This window comes from Streptomyces sp. NBC_00873 (assembly GCF_045207415.1).
Taxonomy (GTDB): domain Bacteria; phylum Actinomycetota; class Actinomycetes; order Streptomycetales; family Streptomycetaceae; genus Streptomyces.
Window position 1 is genome coordinate 5746866 of sequence record NZ_CP108803.1, and the last position, 19932, is coordinate 5766797.

A 19932-nucleotide genomic window follows, 5' to 3' on the forward strand; every position below is an offset into this window, starting at 1 on the left:
GGGGCGCCCCGGGCTTTCGGCCCGGGGCGCCCCCCTTCGGTTCGGGTCCGCTACTTCTTGGCGGTGGTGAACTTCTCGTACGCGGCGACGACGTCCTTCGCCGGACCGTCCATCCGCAGCGTCCCTGCCTCCAGCCAGATCGCCCGGTCGCAGGTCTCGGTGATCGACTTGTTGCTGTGGCTGACCAGGAAGACCGTGCCCGCTTCCTTGCGCAGCTCGATGATGCGCTCCTTGCTGCGCCGCTGGAACTTGGCGTCGCCCGTGGACAGCGCCTCGTCGATCAGCAGGACGTCATGGCTCTTGGCGGCGGCGATGGAGAAGCGCAGCCGGGCGCCCATGCCCGAGGAATACGTCCGCATCGGGAGGGTGATGAAATCGCCCTTCTCGTTGATGCCGGAGAAGTTGACGATCTGCTCGTAGCGCTCGCGGATCTCCTCGCGGGTCATGCCCATCGCGAGCCCGCCGAGGATGACGTTCCGCTCGCCGGTCAGATCGCTCATCAGGGCCGCGTTGACCCCGAGCAGCGAAGGCTGGCCCTGGGTGTGGACCCGGCCCTTCGACGGCGGCAGCAGACCCGCGATCGCCTTCAGCAGCGTCGACTTCCCGGAGCCGTTGGAGCCGATCAGGCCGATCGCCTCGCCCTTGTACGCGGCGAAACTGACGCCCTTCACGGCGTGCACCTCGCGCACTCCGGGGGCCTGCCGCCGCGAGGCGATCCGGCTGAGGGCAGAGGTGGCGCTGCCCCTTCCGGTACGGGCGCCATTGACCTTGTACGTGATGTGGACGTCGTCGACGACGACGGTCGGGACCCGCTCGTTGGTGCCATTCATGTTCTCAGCCACGTCCGTACAGCTCCTCGGCCTTCCAGAAGTACACGAAGCCGCCAACCCCGCACACGAGCGCCCAGCCCGCGGCGACGGCCCATACATGCGGAGGCAGCTGGGACCCGCTGAAACTGTCGATCAGGGCGTACCGCATCAGGTCGATGAAGACGGCGGCCGGATTGCACTCCAGCGCGACCTTCACGAAGTGCGGGACCCGGTCTCCCTTGAGCAGCGCGTCGATGCTCCACATGACGCCGGAGGCGTACATCCAGGTGCGCAGGACGAACGGCGTCAGCTGGGCGATGTCCGGGGTCCGGGCGGCCAGCCGTGCCACCACCATCGAGACGCCGGTGTTGAACACGGCCTGCAGGAAGAGTGCCGGAATGGCCAGCAGCCAGGACGGCCGCGGGAACTGCCCGAACCCGATGAGGATCAGCACCAGCGCGCCCAGCGAGAACAGCAGCTGCTGGAGCTGCTGCAGGGCCAGGGCGATCGGCAGCGAGGCGCGCGGGAAGTGCAGGGCCCGTACGAGGCCGAGGTTGCCGCTGATCGCGCGGGTGCCCGCAGTGATCGAGCTGCTGGTGAAGGTCCAGATGAAGACGCCCGTGACGAGGAACGGCACGAAGTCCTCGACGTTGCGCTTCGTGTTCATCAGGACGCCGAAGATGAAGTAGTAGACCGTCGCGTTGAGCAGCGGGGTCATGATCTGCCAGATCTGGCCGAGCTTCGCGTCGCTGTACTGGGCGGTGAGCTTGGCGGTGGCGAATGCCGTGATGAAGTGCCTGCGCCCCCACAGCTGCCGGATGTAGGCGCCCAGGGTCGGCCGGGCGCCGCTCACGGTCAGCCCGTGCCGGGCCGCGAGCGCCGCGAGCTCGCCCGGTTCGTACACCGGGTGGAGCGCGTGGGCGGGGACCGCATCGGCCACCGCCTGAGCGGATGCGGTCGGCGGGGTCGCTGAGGCTGTTGTCTGGCTCACCACGATCGCTTTCGACGGGAGGACAGGAACAATCGCGATCGCCGGAACGGAACCGTATCGTCGCTACGTCAAGGGTAGGACGCGAAGACGTCGCAACGCAACCGTTCCGTCGTTACGGACTATCATTCTGGCCATGACCACCGCCCCGGGAACCCGCCGCCGCGTCCCCGCCGGAGCCGCTGTGCTGCGCGAGGACGTCACCGATGCCATTCGCAACGCCGTCTTCGAGGAACTGGCGGCGGTCGGCTTCGCCCGGATGTCGATCGAGGGCATCGCCCGGCGCGCGGGCGTCGGCAAGACCGCCGTCTACCGCCGCTGGAAGTCCAAGCTGGCGCTGGTTCTCGATCTGGTCTCCGCCGTCGCGGTCCAGGGCATGCCGGCACCGGCCACCGGTTCGCTGTACGGGGACGTCCGCGCCGTCCTGCAACTGGCCGCCTACGCCCTGCGTCACCCCGTCGCCTCGCAGGTCATCCCGGACCTGCTGGTCGAGGCGGCACGCAACCCGGAGATCTCGGACACGATCAAGGCGGCCCTGCTGGACCCGCAGCAGGGCATCGCCGCCGTGGTCGTCCGGGACGCGGTCGCCCGCGGCGAGCTGCCCGAGGACAGCGACCCGGACCGCGCGCTGGACCTGATCGTCGGACCGCTCTACTGGCGGCTCGCGGTCGTCCGCGGCGAGCTGCCCAAGGGGTACCTGGACGATCTCGCCGCCTCGGCGGTCGCCGCCCTCAAGAAGAACTGACCGCCCCCTCCGCAGCCTGCTGCGCCAGCAGCCGGTCCACGACCCTGGCCGCCGCCCGGCCGTCGTCCAGGTCGCAGAAGTCCCTGCGGAAGCTCTCGTAGGCCTCCGCATGCCGCTGCGCCGACGCGGCCAGGGTGTTGGGGTTGCGCAGCGCCCTGGCGATCTCGTCCGTGCCGACCAGCAGCGGGCCGGGGGCACGGGTCTCGAAGTCGAGGCAGAAGCCGCGCACGGTGTCGCGGTAGTGCTCCAGGTCGTACGTGTGGAAGAGCATGGGCCGGCCGGTGTGCGCGAAGTCGAACATCAGCCCCGCGTAGTCGGTGACCAGGACATCGGCGATCAGCAGCAGCTCGGCGGTGTCCGGGTGCGCGGACACATCGCGTACGAGGGGGCCGTCGGGCACGGAGCCGGTCACCCGCGGATGCCTGCGCACCAGCACGGTGTGGGTGTTGCCGAGCGCCTCCGACAGGGCCGAGGGGTCGAGCGCCGGATCCCAGCGACAGCGGAGGGATCCGGCGTCGGCGGCCGCGTGGGCCAGGTGGTCCCGGTAGGTCGGTGCGTACAGCACCACCTGGCGCCCGGCCGGGATGCCGAGCCCTCGCCGTACCCGCTCGGCGGTCTTCTCCCGGTCGGCGGCGAAGAGCAGATCGTTGGCGGGCGAGCCGGCCTCCAGGACCTCGCCGTCGTAGGCGAGCGCGCCGCGCAGATGGGGGGTGGCCCAGCTGCTGGGGGAGACCAGGACGGACCACTGGGCGGCGCGGTGCGGCAGGGACGCCAGGTGCTGGTGGTCGGCGTAGAGGGAGTCGGTGAGGTCCGTGCCGAAGCGGCCGAGCGGGGCGCCGTGCCAGGTCTGCACGACCGTCTGCCCGGGGCGCCGCTCGAACCACTCGGGGAGCTGGTCGGCGGTGACGATCCGGCGCGCCCGTGCCAGGGCCTCGTACCAGGCGGTGCTGTGCTCGACGACCGGCACGGCGGTGGGCGGAAGGTGCCCCTGCCGCCCGTCCGCCACCCAGAGGTGCTCGAACTCCACGCCCCGGCGCACGAGTTCGTGGTGGACGGCGCGCGGGGAGTCGCCGCCGGTGTACAGAACGGTGTCGCGCAGCGGCAGGGCGCGCTGCGCCGGGTAGTACGTGCCACGGAGGGCGGCCTGGCGGTACGCGCCCCGTTCGGCGGGTGCGAGGACCGGGCCCGCGTGCACGGTCAGCCGGTCGCCGTGTCGGCGGTCGAGAGTGAACTCCCGGTCAAAGCCGACGTGTTCGCCCTTCCCGCGGAGTGGCAGCCGCGCGGTGAGCGCGGTCAGCACCCGGACGGGCAGCCCGCCCAGATGCGATTCCCAGCGCCCCTCGTGCAGACCCGCCGCGACCGACGGGGCGAGGAACGCGGTGAAACGGCCTGTCCCGCGCCGGCCCCCGGGCGTTTCTTCGTACGTCACCGGGAGGGTCACCGTCTCGCGCCGCGCGTCATGCCGCAGTACGAGCAGGGGTGCGTTCTCCGCCGAACCTGCCGCGCCCTCCAGGCGCAGAGCCCCGTCCGCCGTCCACTCGGCCCGGTCCACGACCGGCTGCCCGGTCAGGTCCAGGACCAGTTCGCCCCCCGCGTCGGCCAGTGCCGGAAGCGGCAGGTCCGGTGCGGCGGGGAGCGGCACGCGGGAGCCGTCCACAAGGATCAGCCGTGCCCGCCACCGACCGCCGGGCTCCGCCTCGACCTCGCGCGGTGCCCGGTGCGGCGGGCCGGGTGCGTCCGCCATGCGGGCGAGGTCGGTGAGGGGGATCCGTACCGTGAAGCGTTCGCCGGCCCGGCACTCGAACGGGTAGCGGTACTCGCTCTCCAGCGCCCCGTCGCACGTCAGCACCAGCGACTTCGGCCGCGCACCCCCGTACAGCCGGCCCGTCAACTCCAGCTCTTCCCCCGTGCGATGAGCCTCGCACCGGGCGGACAGCTGCGCCACGGTCAGCTGCAGCCGCCCGCCCCGGTAGTCGAGCACCGCCCGCCGCCCGTCGCCCAGGTCGTGGACCAGCGGCTGGACCGCACCCGCCTCCACGGCCCGCACCGCGACGCGGCGCACCACACCGTGCCCGGCGACCACCACCCCGACCAGCCAGCTGCCCGGCCGCAGCCGCCTCGGGTCGAGGACCAGCTCGAAGCCGGACCGGTCATAACTGTGCAACTCCTGGCCGGAGTCGATGGTCGCCTCAGGGGCGGGAACGGTCCGCACGGGCACGCTCCGCAGCTGTGTGCCGCGGGCCGCTCGCACCATCCCCATCTTCAGCGAGTGGCGCGGCGCCGAGGCCGACAGATTGCGGATGTACGCGTATCCGCGCAGCCGGAGCTTCCCGTCGCCGCCCCACTCCGCCCCGAGCAGCCGCGCAACCGCGGGGAGATCGGTCCTGGCCGGGCGGGCGCTCTCCGCCACGCCGGGGAAGGACGCCCGCCGCCGTCCCGGCACACCGGTGACCGCGAACGTCCCCGCGCCATTGGCCCGTTCGAAGGCGAGTGCCGACAGCAGCTCGGCCGTCCTGCGCTCCCGCACCAGCTGCCACTTGATCCGCAGCTCCACGGGCAGCTCGTCGAGGACCGCCGGCCCCGCACGGTCGAGGAACGCGCCCGCACCGGCCATGAACGCGTCCCGGTACTCGGGCCCGCCCATCGGCAGCCCCTCCAGGAAGTACACGAAGTCGTCGCGCAGGCAGGACGCGTCGTAGCGATGGCGCGCGCCCCTGTTCGCCTCCCGTCCGCCGAGAAACGCGCTGACCTGTTCGCATGCCGCGATCCGGTCCCGTACGCCCTTCACATCCGTACGCCGCCGGGTGATCGAACCCTCCCGCACCCGCCAGTAGTAGACGTGCTCGTGCAGCACGTCGACGGAACCGGCGAGGAAGTGCGCGGGGATCATCACCGGGGTGTCCTCGTAGAGCTTCCCCTCCGGAAAGGCGAAGGCGTGCCGGTCCCAGAACGAACGCCGGAACACCTTGTTCCAGGCGACCCGGTCGGCGAGCAGCCGGGGGTCTCGGCTGATGTGGGTGCGGGCGCGGGTCCCGGTCAGCCAGCGGTACTGCCAGGCCTGCTGCCTGCCCTGCTCGGTCAGCCGCCAGACATTGCCGGTCGCCAGGTCCGATCCGGTCGACTCCAGTGATGCCAGCATCCGCTCGTACCCGTCGTGGACGACGATGTCGTCGCTGTCGGCGAACGCCAGATACGGGATGCCGGGGGTGGTGTGCCGCACCCCCGCGTTACGGGCCGCGCTCAGCCCCGCATTGGGCTGGCGGACATAGCGGAAGCGCCGGTCGTGGGCGGCGAAGGCCTCGGCGATCGCCGTGCTGCCGTCCGTCGAGCCGTCGTCGACGAGCACCACCTCGATGGCGTCGACGGACTGCTCGGCCACCGACCGCAGGCATGGCTCCAGATACTCCTCGACGTTGTGGACGGGGACGACGACACTGAGACGAGGCTTCATGCCCGGGTCAACCCTCGCGGACGCCCCTGGTCACCGGCACTGACCCGAACGGGTGAACACGCGATTCGGCACGCGGTCCGTGCGCGGTTACGCTCGGCTGCCATGCTCCGTCTCAGTGTCGTCGTGCCCGTCCATCGCGTTCAGGGATATCTCAGGGAGACCCTGGAGTCCGTGCTCGACCGGTCGGACGCCGGGACCGAGCTGATCGTCGTCGACGACGGATCGACGGACGGCAGCGCCGAGATCGCCGCCGAGTTCGCCGAACGCGACCACAGAGCAAGGGTGTTGAGCCTTCCCAGGCATCGCGGTGCGGGGCCGGCCCGCAACGCGGGGGCCGCTGAGGCGCGCGGCACGTACCTGCTCTTCCTCGATGGGGACGACCTGCTGCGACCGGGTGCACCGGAAGCGATCGCCGACCGGCTCGCCCGGAGCGAGCCCGATGTGCTGCTCCTCGGGCACGACCGCATCGACTGGTGGGGCGATACCGTCCCCGCCGACGGTCTCCCGTCCGTCCGCAACCGGCTCTTCCGCCGGGAGTTCTGGACGGGGCACGGCCTCCACTTCACCGACGGACCCTACGAGGACGTTCTCCCCGTCCACCGTGCCGAACTCCTCGCCGCCGACGCGGGCACCCTCGCCGAGCTCGACCGGATCTGTGTCCGCCACCGCATCCGCCGTACCGGCACCTTCGCCACCACCCCCGGCCGCCACCACTTCGCGGTCATCGACGCGTACGAGCGGCTGCGCACCGAGACGGACCACGACCCGCGCGTCGAGGAGGCGCGCAACCGCCATCTGCGCGCCGTGCTCGCCGACCCCGGCCGGATCGCTCCGCCCGACCGCCCCGCCTTCCACCGCGCCGCCGGCCTTCCCGGCAGCTACACCGCCCACCGTGCCCAGCAGGCCGCCCGCGACCGGCGCGCCCGGACCACCGCCGCCCTGCGCCGCCGGAAGAAGACGCTGCGCGCCCGCGTCATGCGCGCCGCTTACCGCACCGACCTGCACCGGCCGCTCGACCCCCACCTCGCGGTGTACGGCGCCTACTGGAACCGGGGCGTCGCCTGCAACCCTGCCGCGATCCACGCCAAGGCGCGCGAACTCGCCCCGCACATCCGGGGCGTCTGGGTCGTCTCGTCCCGCCACCGCGACCGGATGGAGCCCGGGACCCCGTACGTCATCGAGGGCTCCCGCGCCTACTGGCGGGCCATGGCCACCGCCACGTATCTGATCAACAACTCCAGCTTCCCCGGCGGCTTCACCAAGCGCCCCGGCCAGGTTTACCTCCAGACCCACCACGGCACCCCGCTCAAGACCATGGGGCTCGACCAGCGCGCCTACCCGGCCCTCACCAACGGCATCAGCTTCGACAAGATCGTCGCCCACGCCGACCAGTGGGACTTCTCCCTCTCCGCCAACCCGCACACCACCGAGACCTGGGACCGGGTCTACCCGTCCTCGTACGAGCATCTGAACCTCGGCTACCCGCGCAACGACATCTTCTTCACCGCCACCGCCGCGCAGCGGGCCGAACTCCGGGACCGGCTCTCCCTCGCCCCCGGACAGACCGCACTGTTGTACGCACCGACCCACCGCGACTACCGCAAGGGCTTCGTCCCCCGCCTCGACCTGGAACGCCTCGCCCGCGAACTCGGTCCGGATCATGTGGTGCTGGTGCGCGCCCACTACTTCTACGGCCGCTCCGCGCAGCTGCACGGCGCCCGTGTGATCGATGTGACCGGGCACCCGTCCGTCGAGGAACTCTGCCTCGCCTCCGACGTGTTGATCACCGACTACTCGTCCCTGATGTTCGACTACGCCTGCCTGGACCGCCCGATCATCAGCTACGCCCCGGACTGGGCCGCCTACCGGGCCTCGCGCGGCACCTACTTCGACCTGCTGTCCGGCCGCCCCGGCGACACCCCGGGCGCCGTCGCCACCACCGAGGACGAACTGATCGAGGTATTCAGTTCGGGGGAGTGGCGGTCGGCGGAGACCACCGCGCTCCGGGCCGCGTTCCGGGAGCGGTTCTGTCCGTACGACGACGGGCGCGCCGCCGAACGCGTGGTGCGACGACTGTTCCTGGACGGCGCCTAATGTCACACGTTCGAGGCCGTAACCGGTGACCCCCGGGCGTTCACGGGGTTGAGCCATACGGACAACCAGGCCCCCGATGAACGGACGTGCTCAACATGCCGCCACGGCTCAGTGTCGTCGTCCCCGTCCACAACGTCGAGCTCTATCTGACGGACTGCCTGAAGTCCCTCGCGGAGCAGACCATGGCCGATCTGGAGGTGGTGATGGTCGACGACGGGTCCACCGACGACAGTGCCGCCCTGGCCACCGCATTCGCCGCGCAGGACAGCCGCTTCCGGCTGGTCAGCCAGAAGAACGGCGGACTCGGGCACGCCCGCAACACCGGTGTCCGCAACTGCGACCCGGGCAGCAGCTACCTCGCCTTCGTGGACAGCGACGACATCCTCCCGCCCCGCGCGTACGAACTCCTCGTCAGCGCACTCGACGAGACCGGCTCCGACCTCGCGTCCGGCAATGTGCTCCGGCTGCGCGCCTCCGGCAAGCTCCAGCAGTCGCCCAACTTCCGCAAACCCATGGCGAGCACCCGGCTGCGCACCCACATCTCCCGCGACTGGGACCTGGCCGCCGACCGGATCGCCTGCAACAAGGTCTTCCGCCGGTCCTTCTGGAACGAGCACGCCTTCGCCTTCCCGGTCGGCGCCCTCTACGAGGACATTCCCGTCGTCCTCCCCGCCCACTTCCTGGCCCGCACCGTCGACGTCGTCAAGGACCCCGTCTACCACTGGCGCGACCGGGCGGGCTCGATCACCACCCGCCGCGCCGTCGTCCGCGGCATCCAGGACCGGGCCTCGCACGTACTGGGCGTCTCCACCTTCCTCGACGAGCACCGCAGCGCAGCCGACAAGCGTCGCTACGAGGCGCATGTCCTCGCCAACGACCTCTGGTACTTCATGGAGGCGCTGCCCGACGGCGACGACGAGTACCGCCGCGCCTTCCTCACGTACGCCAACGAGTTCACCGACCAGGTCGACCCCACCGTCCTCGACGGGCTGCCGCTGCGCCTGCGCCTGATGTGGCACCTCGTACGCGAACGGCGCACCGACGAACTGCTGGCGCTGCTCGCCCACGACAAGGCCGAACCGGGCGCGTTCGCCGTACGGGGCGTGCGGCGCCGCAGCGCCTCGTACCCGGGACTGACGCGGCCCGTGCCACGGGCGGTGCTACGCGTCAGCGACCGGGACCTGCCGCTCACCGCCCGGCTGCGCGAGGCGCACTGGCAGGGCGGAAAGCTGCACCTCAAGGGGTACGCCTACATCCGCAACCTGCCCGCCGCCTCGCGGCGCAGCGAGTTCCGGGCGGGCTGGCTGCGGGCCGGCCGACGGCATCTGGTGCCGCTGCGGCTGCGTACCGTCGACGAGCCGGAGGCCACCGCACGCTCCCGGCAGAGCCTGCACGACTACGACCGGTCCGGCTTCGAGACGGTCGTCGACCCGGCCAGGCTCCGGATCGATCCCGGCGGCCCTGCCGAACGGCTCACCTGGCGGCTCGAAATCGGCATCGCCGGGCACGGGATGCTGCGCCGCTCCGACGTCTCCACCGACGAGGCGGCGGCGGCGCCGCCCGTGCACCGGCCGGACGGCGACCACCGGATCGTGCCCGCCTTCGAGAGCGGCAAGCTGGTGCTGCACGCCGAGCGGATCGACGCCCGGTTCGAGACGCACCGGGAGGGCGACGCGGGCGACGGGACACGCACCGTGGTGATCGACGGCATGATCCGCGACCGCCTGGGCACGGGCCCGTTGCGGATCGGCCTCACCCACCGGCCCTCCGGCACCTCCTTCGACTGTCCGGCGGCGGTCCACGAGGGCGCCGTGCCGTCGGCGGCCGGCTGGCGGCGCTTCACCGCCGAGATCGCGATCGGCGCGTTGACCGGCGCCCGGCCGCCGACGGGCGCGGGCACCGTCCCGTACAGCCTCCACCTCGTCGGGCCGGACGGCCGCCGGACACCGATCGATGTGCCGGGACCCGTCCTGCCGGGCCGCTACCCGGTCGGGCGCGGCGCGGACGGCGGCAGGCGGGAGCTCGCTCTCACCGCCGGCTCCCGCGGCAATCTGCTGATCAGCGACCGGACCGTACAGCCCGTCTGCGAGCTGGCGAGCTGGACCGAGGACGGCCTGCTGCTCCTGGAGGGCACCTTCCCCGACGACCCGGACCGCCCCGTCGAGCTGGTCGCCCGGCACAGCGGACACCGGGAGGAGGCCGTGTTCCCGGTGGCCCTCTCCGGGCCCGCCGAGGCGCGCCGGTTCCGGGCCGAGCTGCGGCCGGACGCCGTCGAGGCACCCGGCGGGGCACTGCCGCTGGGCGAGGGCCACTGGTACCTCTTCCTCCGCGAGAAGGGCGCCACCGACGACGCGCTCGACCTGCCACTGCGCATCCCGGCCGCCGCCCACCGCACCCTCCCCGCCACGCGAACCCTTGCGGGGCGTCGGTACGTCATCGAGCGGCGCTACCACGACCAGCTGCTCATCGACTGCGCGTCGGTGCTCACCGCCGCCGAACGCGGCGTCCGCGGCAAGCGGCTGCTGCGCGAGGCGTACGGACGGCAGCGCACGGCGGCACCCCTGCGCGAGGCCGTGCTCTACAGCAGCTTCGACGGCCGCCAGTACTCCGACTCACCGCGGGCGATCTACGAGGAACTGGCCGCCCGCACGACCGAGTTCGAGCACCTGTGGGTCGTCCGTGACCAGCAGGCCCGCATCCCGGCAGGCGCCACCGCCGTCGTCCACGGCTCCGCCGCCTGGCACGAGGCGCTGGCCCGCAGCCGTCACATCGTCACCAACACCCAGCTGCCCGATTGGTTCGAACGGCGCGACGGCCAGACCGTCGTGCAGACCTGGCACGGCACCCCCCTCAAGCGCATCGGCCTCGACCTCGCGGGCACCGTCCAGGCCAACGCCGCCTACATCGCCGGCATTGAACAGCGCGCAAGTCAGTGGAGCGTCCTCGTCTCCCCGAACAGCTTCTCCACCCCCGTCCTGCGGCGCTCCTTCGGCTATCGGGGGGAGATGCTGGAGTGCGGCTACCCCCGCAATGACCTCTTCCACGCATCGGACCGCACCAAGGTGGCCGCCTCGGTGCGGGAGCGGCTGGGGATCCCCTCGGGCAGGCGGGTCGTGCTGTACGCGCCGACCTGGCGCGAGGACCGGCCGCAGGGCGGCGGCAGGTATGCCCTCGACCTGCAGCTCGATCTGGCGGCCGCCGAACGAGAACTCGGCTCCGACAGCGTGCTGTTGGTGCGCCGCCACTATCTGGTCACCGACCGGCTCCCGGACACCGGAAGCGGCTTCGTGCGGGACGTCTCGCGGTACGGGGACGTCGGCGAGCTGATGCTGATCAGCGACGCGCTGGTCACCGACTACTCCTCGCTGATGTTCGACTTCGCGCAGACCGGGCGCCCGATGCTGTTCCACACGTACGACCTGGCCCACTACCGCGACACCCTGCGCGGCTTCTGTTTCGACTTCGAGAACCGCGCCCCCGGTCCCCTGATCCCCGACTCCGACGGCCTCGTCGAGGCGCTGCGTGATCCGGTCCGGGCCACCGAGGGACACGCGCAGGCGTACGAGGCATTTCGGCGGGACTTCTGTGATCTCGACGACGGGCACGCGGCGCAGCGAGTGGTCGACCGGATGCTGTAGGCGGCGCAGCGGTGTTCCCCGGTGCCGGCCCCCGTACACCGGGGGGACCGGCATCGGGCTCGGTGCTGAAGCGGCGGCGAACGCGAACGGGCTCGTGAGAATGCAGGCTGCATGAACCGTTCGAGTGATTCGCGCCATCCGGTGCAGGTGCTGTTGAGCAGGGAATCGATTCGCATCCCGCTTAAGTGTGTTGATCGGTGCGCTGTATAGCGGCCTCTGGTTGCTACGTTCTGTTTTCATGGGTATCCGAATGTGGTGCGACACCTGGAACGTACGACGCGCAAGAGCCGTCGTGCTCGTCGCCGCAGCCGTCGGGCTGCTCGTCAGAATGCTGATCGCGGCAAACACACCGGGCCCCGCCGACGTGCGCATCTTCCAAGGTTTCGCAAAAGCCATCACCGTTTACGGCCCCATTCGCATTTATGAGCAGCCGCTGCCCGGCCTGCCCGTCTACAACCATCCGCCGCTGGCCGGATGGATGCTTCTCGGGCTGAACGAACTCACCGAAATCGGAATTCCGTTCGGGACGCTGATCCGATCACCTGCCTCGATCGCCGACTTCTTCTGCGCGCTCGTCGTGTTCGAAATCGTCCGGCGGCGCGGCTCTCTCCGTACGGCGGTCGCCTGCGGAGCGGGCGTGGCCCTCAGCCCCGTACTGATCGCCACCTCCGGGTACCACGGCAACACCGACGCGGTCGCCATCACCTTCGCCCTCGCCGCCGCGTATCTGCTGGCCGACCGGAAGGCGCCGCTGGCCGCGGGGGTGGCCGCCGCGCTCTCCATCAGCGTCAAGTTCATCCCCGTCGTGGTGATCCCCGCGCTGTTCGTCGTCGCACTGCGCGGCGGACGGCCGGCGTTCGTCCGCTTCACCGCGGGGTTCACCGCCCTGTTCGCCCTCGTCTGGGGACCGGTCCTGGTGACCGTGCCGGAGAACCTCAAGGAGAACGTCCTGGAGTACGCGGGCGGCAACTACCGCCTCTGGGGGCTCGTCCGGTTCGCCGATGTGCTCGGTCTGCCGGAGTCGTTCATCGCCTTCATCCGCGGCGAGGGCCACTTCCTCTTCGTGCTGATCTGCGTGGCCGTCGGCGTCTGGCTGGCCTGGGTGCGGCCCGCGCAGCTGCCCGGGGTCGTCGCCGTGACGATGGGCCTGCTGCTCCTCCTCTCCACCGCCTCTGCCCTCCAGTACCTGACCTGGGCGGCAGCCGCGATGTTCGTCATCGGGTTCTGGGAGGGACTCGCGTACAGCTGCCTGCTCGGCTGGACGGCCGTCCTCGGCTACCAGGGACGCTCCGCCGTGCGCTGGAGCGAAACGGTGCTGCAGCTCGGCGCCGCCGGGTGGTTCGTCCTCGCGATCGGACTGGTCGCCGGCGTCCGCAAGATCCTCGCCGCCTCGCCGACCGAGCCCTCGTCGACCTCCGCCGAACGGGCGTCGGTCACGGCGCCCCGTGCCTCACAGCCATCCGGTTCCGCCGGCAACTGACCACACCCGAGCACAACTGGAGAACCTCCCGTGAAGGAAAGCACCAGCCCCAGGATCGGCATCCTGGTGGTCGCGTACAACGCCGAGACGACGCTGGAGAACACCCTCGACCGCATTCCGGAGGATTTCCGGTCCCGGATCTCGGAGGTCCTCATTCTCGACGACGCGAGCCATGACGCGACCTTCACCGCAGGATGCCGCTGGTCCCAGACGGAGGGGATGCCCCGGACCGTCGTGATGCGGCACACCAAGAACCTCGGATACGGCGGGAACCAGAAGGCCGGATACGCGCTGGCCGCCGAACACGGACTCGACATCATCGTGCTGCTGCACGCCGACGGACAGTACGCCCCCGAATTGCTTCCCGACATGGTCGACCCCATTGAACGCGGCGAATGCGAAGCCGTGTTCGGATCGCGGATGATGAAGTCCGGCAGCGCCCTCAAGGGCGGCATGCCGATGTACAAATGGCTCGGCAACCGCATTCTCACCCGTCTGGAGAACGGGCTTCTCGGCTCGCAGCTCACCGAATTCCACTCCGGCTACCGCGCCTACAGCGTCGCGGCACTCAAGAAGCTGCCGATCGGCCGGAACACCGACGCGTTCGACTTCGACACGCAGATCATCGTCCAGCTGCTCAACGAAGGAATGCGCATCAAGGAGATCCCCGTACCGACGTACTACGGCGACGAGATCTGCTACGTCAACGGCATGAAGTACGCGAAGGACGTCGTCAAGGACGTCCTCGAATACCGCCTCGCCGTCAAGGGATTCGGCACCTGCGCCTGGATCCCCAAGCCGGTCGAGTACGCCTTCAAGGAGGGCGACGGCTCCTCGCACGCCGTCATCCTGGAGAAGATGCGGGCGCTCCCGCCCGGCCGTGTGCTCGATCTCGGCTGTTCCGGCGGGCTGTTCGCCCAGCGCCTCGAAGCCCTCGGCCACGAAGTGACCGGCGTCGACTACATCGAGGTGCCAGGGGTCCGCGAGAAGTGCACACACTTCCGTCTCGCCAACCTGGAGGAGGGGCTGCCCGCCGAGATCGGCGTCGACTTCGACTATGTGGTCGCCGGCGATGTCATCGAGCACCTCTCCCGCCCCGAACGTGTCCTCTCCGAGGTGGCGACCGTGCTGCGGCCGGGCGGCCAGGTACTTCTCTCCGTACCGAACTTCAGCCACTGGTACGCACGGCTGCGGGTCGCGCTCGGGATCTTCGACTACGACCGGCGCGGCATCCTCGACGAAACGCATCTGCGTTTCTTCACCCGGGCCAGCCTCCGCCGCACCGTCCGGAACGCGGGCTACGACGTCCTCGACATCGCCTCCACCGGCGCGCCGTTCTGGTCCCTCCTCGGCGGCCGCGGCCCCCTCCCCGCGATCCTCAGCGGGCTCTCGAAGCTGCTGACCCGGATCCGGCCGACGCTGTTCGGCTATCAGCACGTCGCACTGCTCACCCCGCATGCGGCCGAGACGATCATCGCTGGAGAGCACGTCGATGTTCAGGACATCCTCAACCGACAGTACGTCCCTGCCGACCGGGTCGGCGTCTGAGACCGCGGCTCCCGCCGCCTCCGTGCCCGCCCCCTCACGCGCTCCCGGGCCGCCGCCCGCCCCCGCAGTCAGGAGCAAGACCTTGACCCTGCCCAGTCTGACGCTGCTCCTGTTCGCCGTGTTCGCGTCGGCGGGCGGCCAGATCATGCTCAAACACGGTATGAAGGGTGCCGCGGCGGCGGCCGGGCGCGACGGCGGATCGCTCGCGATCCGTGCCGCGACCAGCCCGTGGGTCATCCTCGGGCTGGTCGTCTTCGCGGTCTCCGCGCTCGCCTGGATGGCGACGCTGGCCAAGGTGCCGCTCAGCATCGCGTACCCGTTCAACGCGCTCGGCTACCTGCTGATCGTGATGGCCGGATCGACGGTGCTGCACGAGCGCACCTCGATGTGGACCTGGGGCGGCTCGCTTCTTGTCGTCGTCGGCCTCGCCACGGTCATGGCGGGCCAGCAACGCTGAGAGGCGCATCCCGGGGCCGGGTGCGCCATCGATTGCCGGACGAGCGGGACGATCAAGGCCGTCCGGCGATCGATGGCAAACGCCCGCCGGGCGCCGCCGGTTCCCCCAGCAGCACCGCCCGCACCACCCGCTCCGCCGCGTGCCCGTCGTCGTACGGACAGAACCGCGCCCGGAACGCCGCCCGCAGCGCCCCGTTTCCCGCGCTGTCCCAGCTGCCGTCGAGGAAGATCCGGGCCAGCTCCTCCGTACTGGTGGAGACCGCCCCGGGGGTGTCGCCCGGCGCCCCGGACAGCAGATCGAAGCAGACCCCGCGGACCGTGCGGTACGTCTCCCAGTCCGGGGCGTGCACCACGATCGGGCGGTCCAGCGCCGCGTAGTCGAACATCACGGACGAGTAGTCCGTCACCAGCGCGTCGGCCGCCAGGCACAGCTCCTCGATGTGCGGATGGTCGCAGACATCGAGGAGCGTCGGACGGTCCGGCAGCCCCGCACCGTCGTAGAAGTAGTGCGCGCGGACCATGATCACGGTGCCCGGGCCGAGCGCATCGGCGAGCCGTTCCAGATCGATCCGGCTGGTGAACGACGCCTCGTAGTCGCGGTGCGTCGGCGCGTACAGCACGGCGCGCTGCCCGGGCCGGATACCGAGGCCGGCCCGGATCTTCGCGATCTGTGCGCCCGTGGCCGTCGTCAGGACGTCATTGCGCGGGTAGCCGGACTCCAGCGGGCGCGCGGCGCTCGGGTAGGCGCGGGCCCACACCTCCGTGGAGTGCGGGTTGGCGGAGACGCTCCAGTCCCACCGGTCGACCCGCTGGAGCAGCCGGTCGAAGTTCAGGCCCTGCGCCGCCGCCGGATACTCCATCTGATCCAGGCCCATGATCTTCAGAGGGGTGCCGTGGTGGGTCATGACATGGATCTGGCCGGGGCGTTTGACCAGGTGGTCGGGGAAGTTGACGTTGTTGAAGAAGTACGTGGCGCGGGCCAGCAGCGCCCAGTAGCGGCGCGTCCCCGGCACCACGTGGTCGATGCCGGGCGGCACCGCGTCCACCTGGTTCTTCGACACCACCCACACTCCGCGCACTCCGGGAGCCAGCTCCTGGGCCTTGCGGAAGATCGCTTCCGGATTGCAGCTGACGCCGCGGTTCCAGTACGCGGCGTAGACGGCGAGCCCGCGGTCGAGCGGGCGCCTGCGCTGCCACCAGTAGTAGCGCGCGGACAGCGTGCGCTTGGCCCGCGCGCGGAGTGCGGCGGGTGCGGAGCGCGCACCCCGGCGCAGGGCGAGCACGGTGTCGAGGGCGCCGAGCGCCATGTACCGGCCGGCGCCGATCAGCCGCGGCCGCAGTCCCTTGGCGCCGCCGGGGAACCGATGCCCCTCGGGCCGGTGTGCACGGTGGAACGCGGCCACGGACCGTACGTACCGCATGCGCCGCCGCTTCACCGACGGATACCCGCCGAGGAGTTCCTGGGCAGCCCGGTCGAAGAGCAGGGCGCGCAGCGGGTGCAGCACCGGCCGGTCCTCGAGGAACGTCATCAGCCCGGCGTACGCCTCCACGAGCTGGAGCGGCGTCGTGCCGTCCGTCGGCTCCGACTCGTCGGCGAGGTCCGGCAGATAGCGCTGCCGGCGGTGTTCGACACAGGCGAGCGGCAGAACGACGACCGATGCGGCGGTGGCCAGCGTCTGGAGCGCGTACATCCGCTCTCCGTGCTGTCCCGGTCCGAAGGCCAGCTTCTCCGACTCGTGGAGGCTGCGGCGCACGGCCCGGTTCCAGGAGACCGGGGCGATGTCGAGAAGCCCGGAATGCTCGGCGAGGGTGAGCCGGCCCGCGGGCAGTTCGCGCAGCAACTCCAGCGACCGGGTCGGCTGGGGGCGGCCGCGGAACGGCCGCTTGTGGTGGCCGAACAGCAGCAGGTCCGGGTCGCCCGTGGCATTGAGCCGGTCGGCGACGGCCTGCAACGCGCCCGGCAACAGGACGAAGTTGCCCTCCAGGAAGAGGAAGTAGTCGCCGAGCGCCCGCTCCGCCCCGGCGTTGCGCCGACCGGCGGCGCCCGCACCCTCGTCCGCCGGGAGGTGGACGGCCTGCACCCGGTCGTCCCGGGCGGCGAACTCGTCGAGCAGCAGTCCCGAGCCGTCCGGCGCCCCGTCATCGACACCGATCACCTCGATGTCCGTGAACGTCTGCGAGAGCACCGACTCCAGGCACTCGCGCAGATGTCCGCGGGCGCGACGGACGGGGATGATGACACTCAGCCGGGGCATACACGCTCTTTCTCGGGCACTGGCACAGCGGGGCGAAGCGGGGAGGAGAGACGGCAATCAGGTCCCGTTGACGGACTGCGCCCCGGCGAGGCCGCGCTCGGCGGGCGCCGCCTGCTGGTCCGCCGGAGCGGTCCCGGGGCCCGCGGCAGCGGGGACGGCCGGCGATCCCGGACCCGTGGCGGGCGCCGGTACGACGACGGGCAATGGCCGCTGTTCCGCCGGCGGGACCGCGGTCACCTGAACGTCCGTGTCGCCCAGGAAGACCCGGCGCACCACCCGCTCCGCCGCGTGCCCGTCGTCGTACGGACAGAACCGCGCCCGGAACGCCGCCCGCAGCTGCGCGGAGCGGGAGCCGCGCCAGTGGCCGGTGGCGAAGATGTCGAGCAGCTCGTCCTCGCTGTGCGCGATCGCGCCCGGCGGGCAGGAGCGCAGGTCGAAATAGGTGCCGCGGGCCGCCTCGTACGCCTCCCGGTCACTGCTGTGGATGACGATGGGCCGGTCCAGACCGGCGTAGTCGAACATCAGCGACGAGTAGTCCGTGACCAGGGCGTCGGAGGCGAGCGCGACCGCCTCGACCGACGGATGGCCGCTGACGTCGATGATCCGCGGGTGCGGCTCGCGGACCAGCGGAGCCTCGTACGAGTAGTGCGCGCGGGTCAGGATCACAAAGCCCGGACCGAGCTCCCGGACCACCCGCTCCAGGTCGAGGCCGAGATGCTGGGTGCGCCGGTAGTCGCGGTGGGTGGGGGCGTACAGCAGGGCGGTGGCGCCCTCGGGGACGCCGATCGACTCGCGCAGCCGCGCCACATCGGCGGCGGTGGCCCGCTGGAAGAGGTCGTTGCGCGGGTAGCCGTACTCGAGCGTCGTGCAGCCGGCGGATCCCGATGGATACGCCTTCTCCCATACGAGGGTGGAGTGCCGGTTCGCGGAGAGGGAGAAGTCCCACTTGTCGACGTTGGCGAGCAGCCGCTCGAAGTCCATGGAGCGGGCCGCCGCGGGACGGTCCCGAAGGTCCAGGCCCATGGTCTTCAGCGGGGTGCCGTGATGAGTCTGGAGCAGCACCTGGCCGGGCCGCTTCACCAGCCGCCGGTCGAAGTTGACGTTGTTCACCAGGTACTTGGAGCGGGCGAGAGCCTGCCAGTAGCGGTACGTCCCCGGGGCGAGCGGACGGGTCCCGGTGGGGACGGTGTGCGCGTCCTCGGGGCGGCAGATCCAGGACGTGTGCAGCCCGGGCACCAGTTCGCGGGCCTTCGCCTCGATCGCCGCCGGGTTGCAGGCGTAGCCGCGGTGCCAGTACGCGGCGAACACCGCCCGGTCCGCGCGGACCGGCAGTCGCAGCTGGATGCGGTAATAGGCCTGGAGCGAGGCGGCCCGCGTCACCCGGCGCACGGCCCCGGTGAGCCGGCGCAGCCGCCCGCGCAGCAGCTTCGCGGACCACAGGGCACGGTACGTGCGATGGGCGCCGACCCGGATCAGTCCGTGGCGCAGCCGGGCGCGGCACGGGGCGGGGGCGCCGGGGATGCGGTAGCGGGCGCAGTGGGCGCGGGCCCGGCGGAAGAACTCGGTGCGGCTGCCGCGCGGTAGCCTGCCGCGGGTGGTGAACAGCGTCGAGAAGTGGTCGAGCATCCTGCGGAAGATCACCGGCCGCCACGCGGCGAGTGCGGGGCGGGCGTCGATGAACGCGAAGACCCGGTCGTACTGGTCGAAGATGTCGAAGTGTTTGCGGCTGGTGGTGGAGAGGATGTTGCCCTGACGCCGCTGCCGGTAGCCGACGCACACCTGGTCGAGGACCGCGATCGAACCGGCGGCCATCAGCACCGGGTAGGTCCAGGGGGCGTCCTCGTAGTAGCCGGGCGGGAAGGTGAACCGCTCGGCCTCGACGAAAGCGCGGCGGTACGCCTTGTTCCAGACGACCATCAGGACCTTCAGCAGTCCGGGCCGGTCGGCGAGCGTGAACGTGGCAGGGGCGGTCTCGGCGAGATGCTCGGCGAACGTGTTGCGTACGCTCTCGCCGGTCCAGTACGTCCGGGCGTAGTCGTAGACCAGCACGTCCGGTTCGCCGGTCTCCCCGATCCGGTCGGCGATGGCCCGCAGGGCGCCGGGGGCGAGGGTGTCGTCGCTGTCCAGGAAGATCAGATAGTCGCCGGTGGCCTCCGCGATCCCGGCGTTGCGGGCGAGGCCAAGACCCACGTTCTCCGGCAGGTGCAGGGCCCGCACCCGGCTGTCGCGGGCGGCGAACCCGTCGATGATCGCGCCGCAGGAATCGGGGGAGCAGTCGTCGATCGCGATGATCTCGAAGTCCTCGAAGGACTGGGTCAGCACCGAGTCCAGGCTCTCGTCCAGATACGCCTGAACCTGGTACGCGGGCACGATGACACTGAACCGGGGCACAACACATCCATGGGTCGTTCGCTGGCGCGGGCGGGTGGTCCGCAAACGGCCGATGGGGTGCGAGGGTTACGCCGAAC

11 protein-coding genes are annotated in these 19932 nt (G+C 71.1%); 6 read left to right on the plus strand and 5 right to left on the minus strand.

Annotation, left to right across the window (positions count from 1 at the left end; translation table 11 throughout):
* Positions 1 to 50 precede the first annotated feature (50 nt).
* Complete coding sequence (locus OH809_RS26625) at positions 51 to 830, minus strand: ABC transporter ATP-binding protein (RefSeq protein WP_406516284.1); 780 nt, start codon at positions 828 to 830, stop codon at positions 51 to 53.
* 4 nt (positions 831 to 834) lie between these two features.
* The gene (locus tag OH809_RS26630) at positions 835 to 1749 is read right to left on the minus strand and encodes an ABC transporter permease (protein ID WP_406420102.1); all 915 of its coding nucleotides are present in this window, start codon (positions 1747 to 1749) and stop codon (positions 835 to 837) included.
* Positions 1750 to 1933: 184 nt separating this feature from the next.
* On the opposite strand from OH809_RS26630, the gene OH809_RS26635 reads away from it, so the two are divergent.
* Positions 1934 to 2542: a TetR/AcrR family transcriptional regulator gene (locus tag OH809_RS26635; protein WP_406420100.1), complete on the plus strand. Its 609-nt coding sequence runs from the start codon at positions 1934 to 1936 to the stop codon at positions 2540 to 2542.
* Here the strand turns inward: OH809_RS26635 and OH809_RS26640 are convergent.
* On the minus strand, positions 2529 to 5993 hold the full coding sequence (locus tag OH809_RS26640) for a CDP-glycerol glycerophosphotransferase family protein (protein WP_406515704.1): 3465 nt from the start codon (positions 5991 to 5993) through the stop codon (positions 2529 to 2531). The genes OH809_RS26635 and OH809_RS26640 overlap by 14 nt on opposite strands.
* Before the next feature lie 102 nt (positions 5994 to 6095).
* Here OH809_RS26640 and OH809_RS26645 point away from each other — a divergent pair, with 102 nt between their 5' ends.
* From OH809_RS26645 to OH809_RS26665, 5 genes are all read left to right on the plus strand, one after another.
* Entirely contained in the window at positions 6096 to 8087 is a 1992-nt protein-coding gene (locus tag OH809_RS26645) for a CDP-glycerol glycerophosphotransferase family protein (RefSeq protein WP_406515705.1), read from the plus strand.
* Between the two features lie 95 nt (positions 8088 to 8182).
* Positions 8183 to 11725 (plus strand): CDP-glycerol glycerophosphotransferase family protein, encoded by a 3543-nt coding sequence (locus OH809_RS26650; RefSeq protein WP_406515706.1) that lies wholly within the window; start codon positions 8183 to 8185, stop codon positions 11723 to 11725.
* A 238-nt stretch (positions 11726 to 11963) separates the two neighbouring features.
* Entirely contained in the window at positions 11964 to 13205 is a 1242-nt protein-coding gene (locus OH809_RS26655) for a hypothetical protein (protein ID WP_406420094.1), read from the plus strand.
* A 30-nt stretch (positions 13206 to 13235) separates the two neighbouring features.
* On the plus strand, positions 13236 to 14753 hold the full coding sequence (locus OH809_RS26660) for a methyltransferase domain-containing protein (RefSeq protein WP_406420092.1): 1518 nt from the start codon (positions 13236 to 13238) through the stop codon (positions 14751 to 14753).
* An 82-nt stretch (positions 14754 to 14835) separates the two neighbouring features.
* Positions 14836 to 15210 carry a hypothetical protein gene (locus OH809_RS26665; RefSeq protein WP_406420091.1) on the plus strand — a complete coding sequence of 125 codons (375 nt, stop codon included), beginning with the start codon at positions 14836 to 14838 and terminating at the stop codon, positions 15208 to 15210.
* A gap of 52 nt (positions 15211 to 15262) precedes the next feature.
* Here OH809_RS26665 and OH809_RS26670 read toward each other — a convergent pair whose 3' ends face one another.
* Positions 15263 to 17464, minus strand: a complete 2202-nt coding sequence (locus OH809_RS26670; protein WP_406515707.1) for a CDP-glycerol glycerophosphotransferase family protein — start codon at positions 17462 to 17464, stop codon at positions 15263 to 15265.
* Between the two features lie 57 nt (positions 17465 to 17521).
* Entirely contained in the window at positions 17522 to 19855 is a 2334-nt protein-coding gene (locus OH809_RS26675; protein WP_406515708.1) for a CDP-glycerol glycerophosphotransferase family protein, read from the minus strand.
* Positions 19856 to 19932 lie beyond the last annotated feature (77 nt).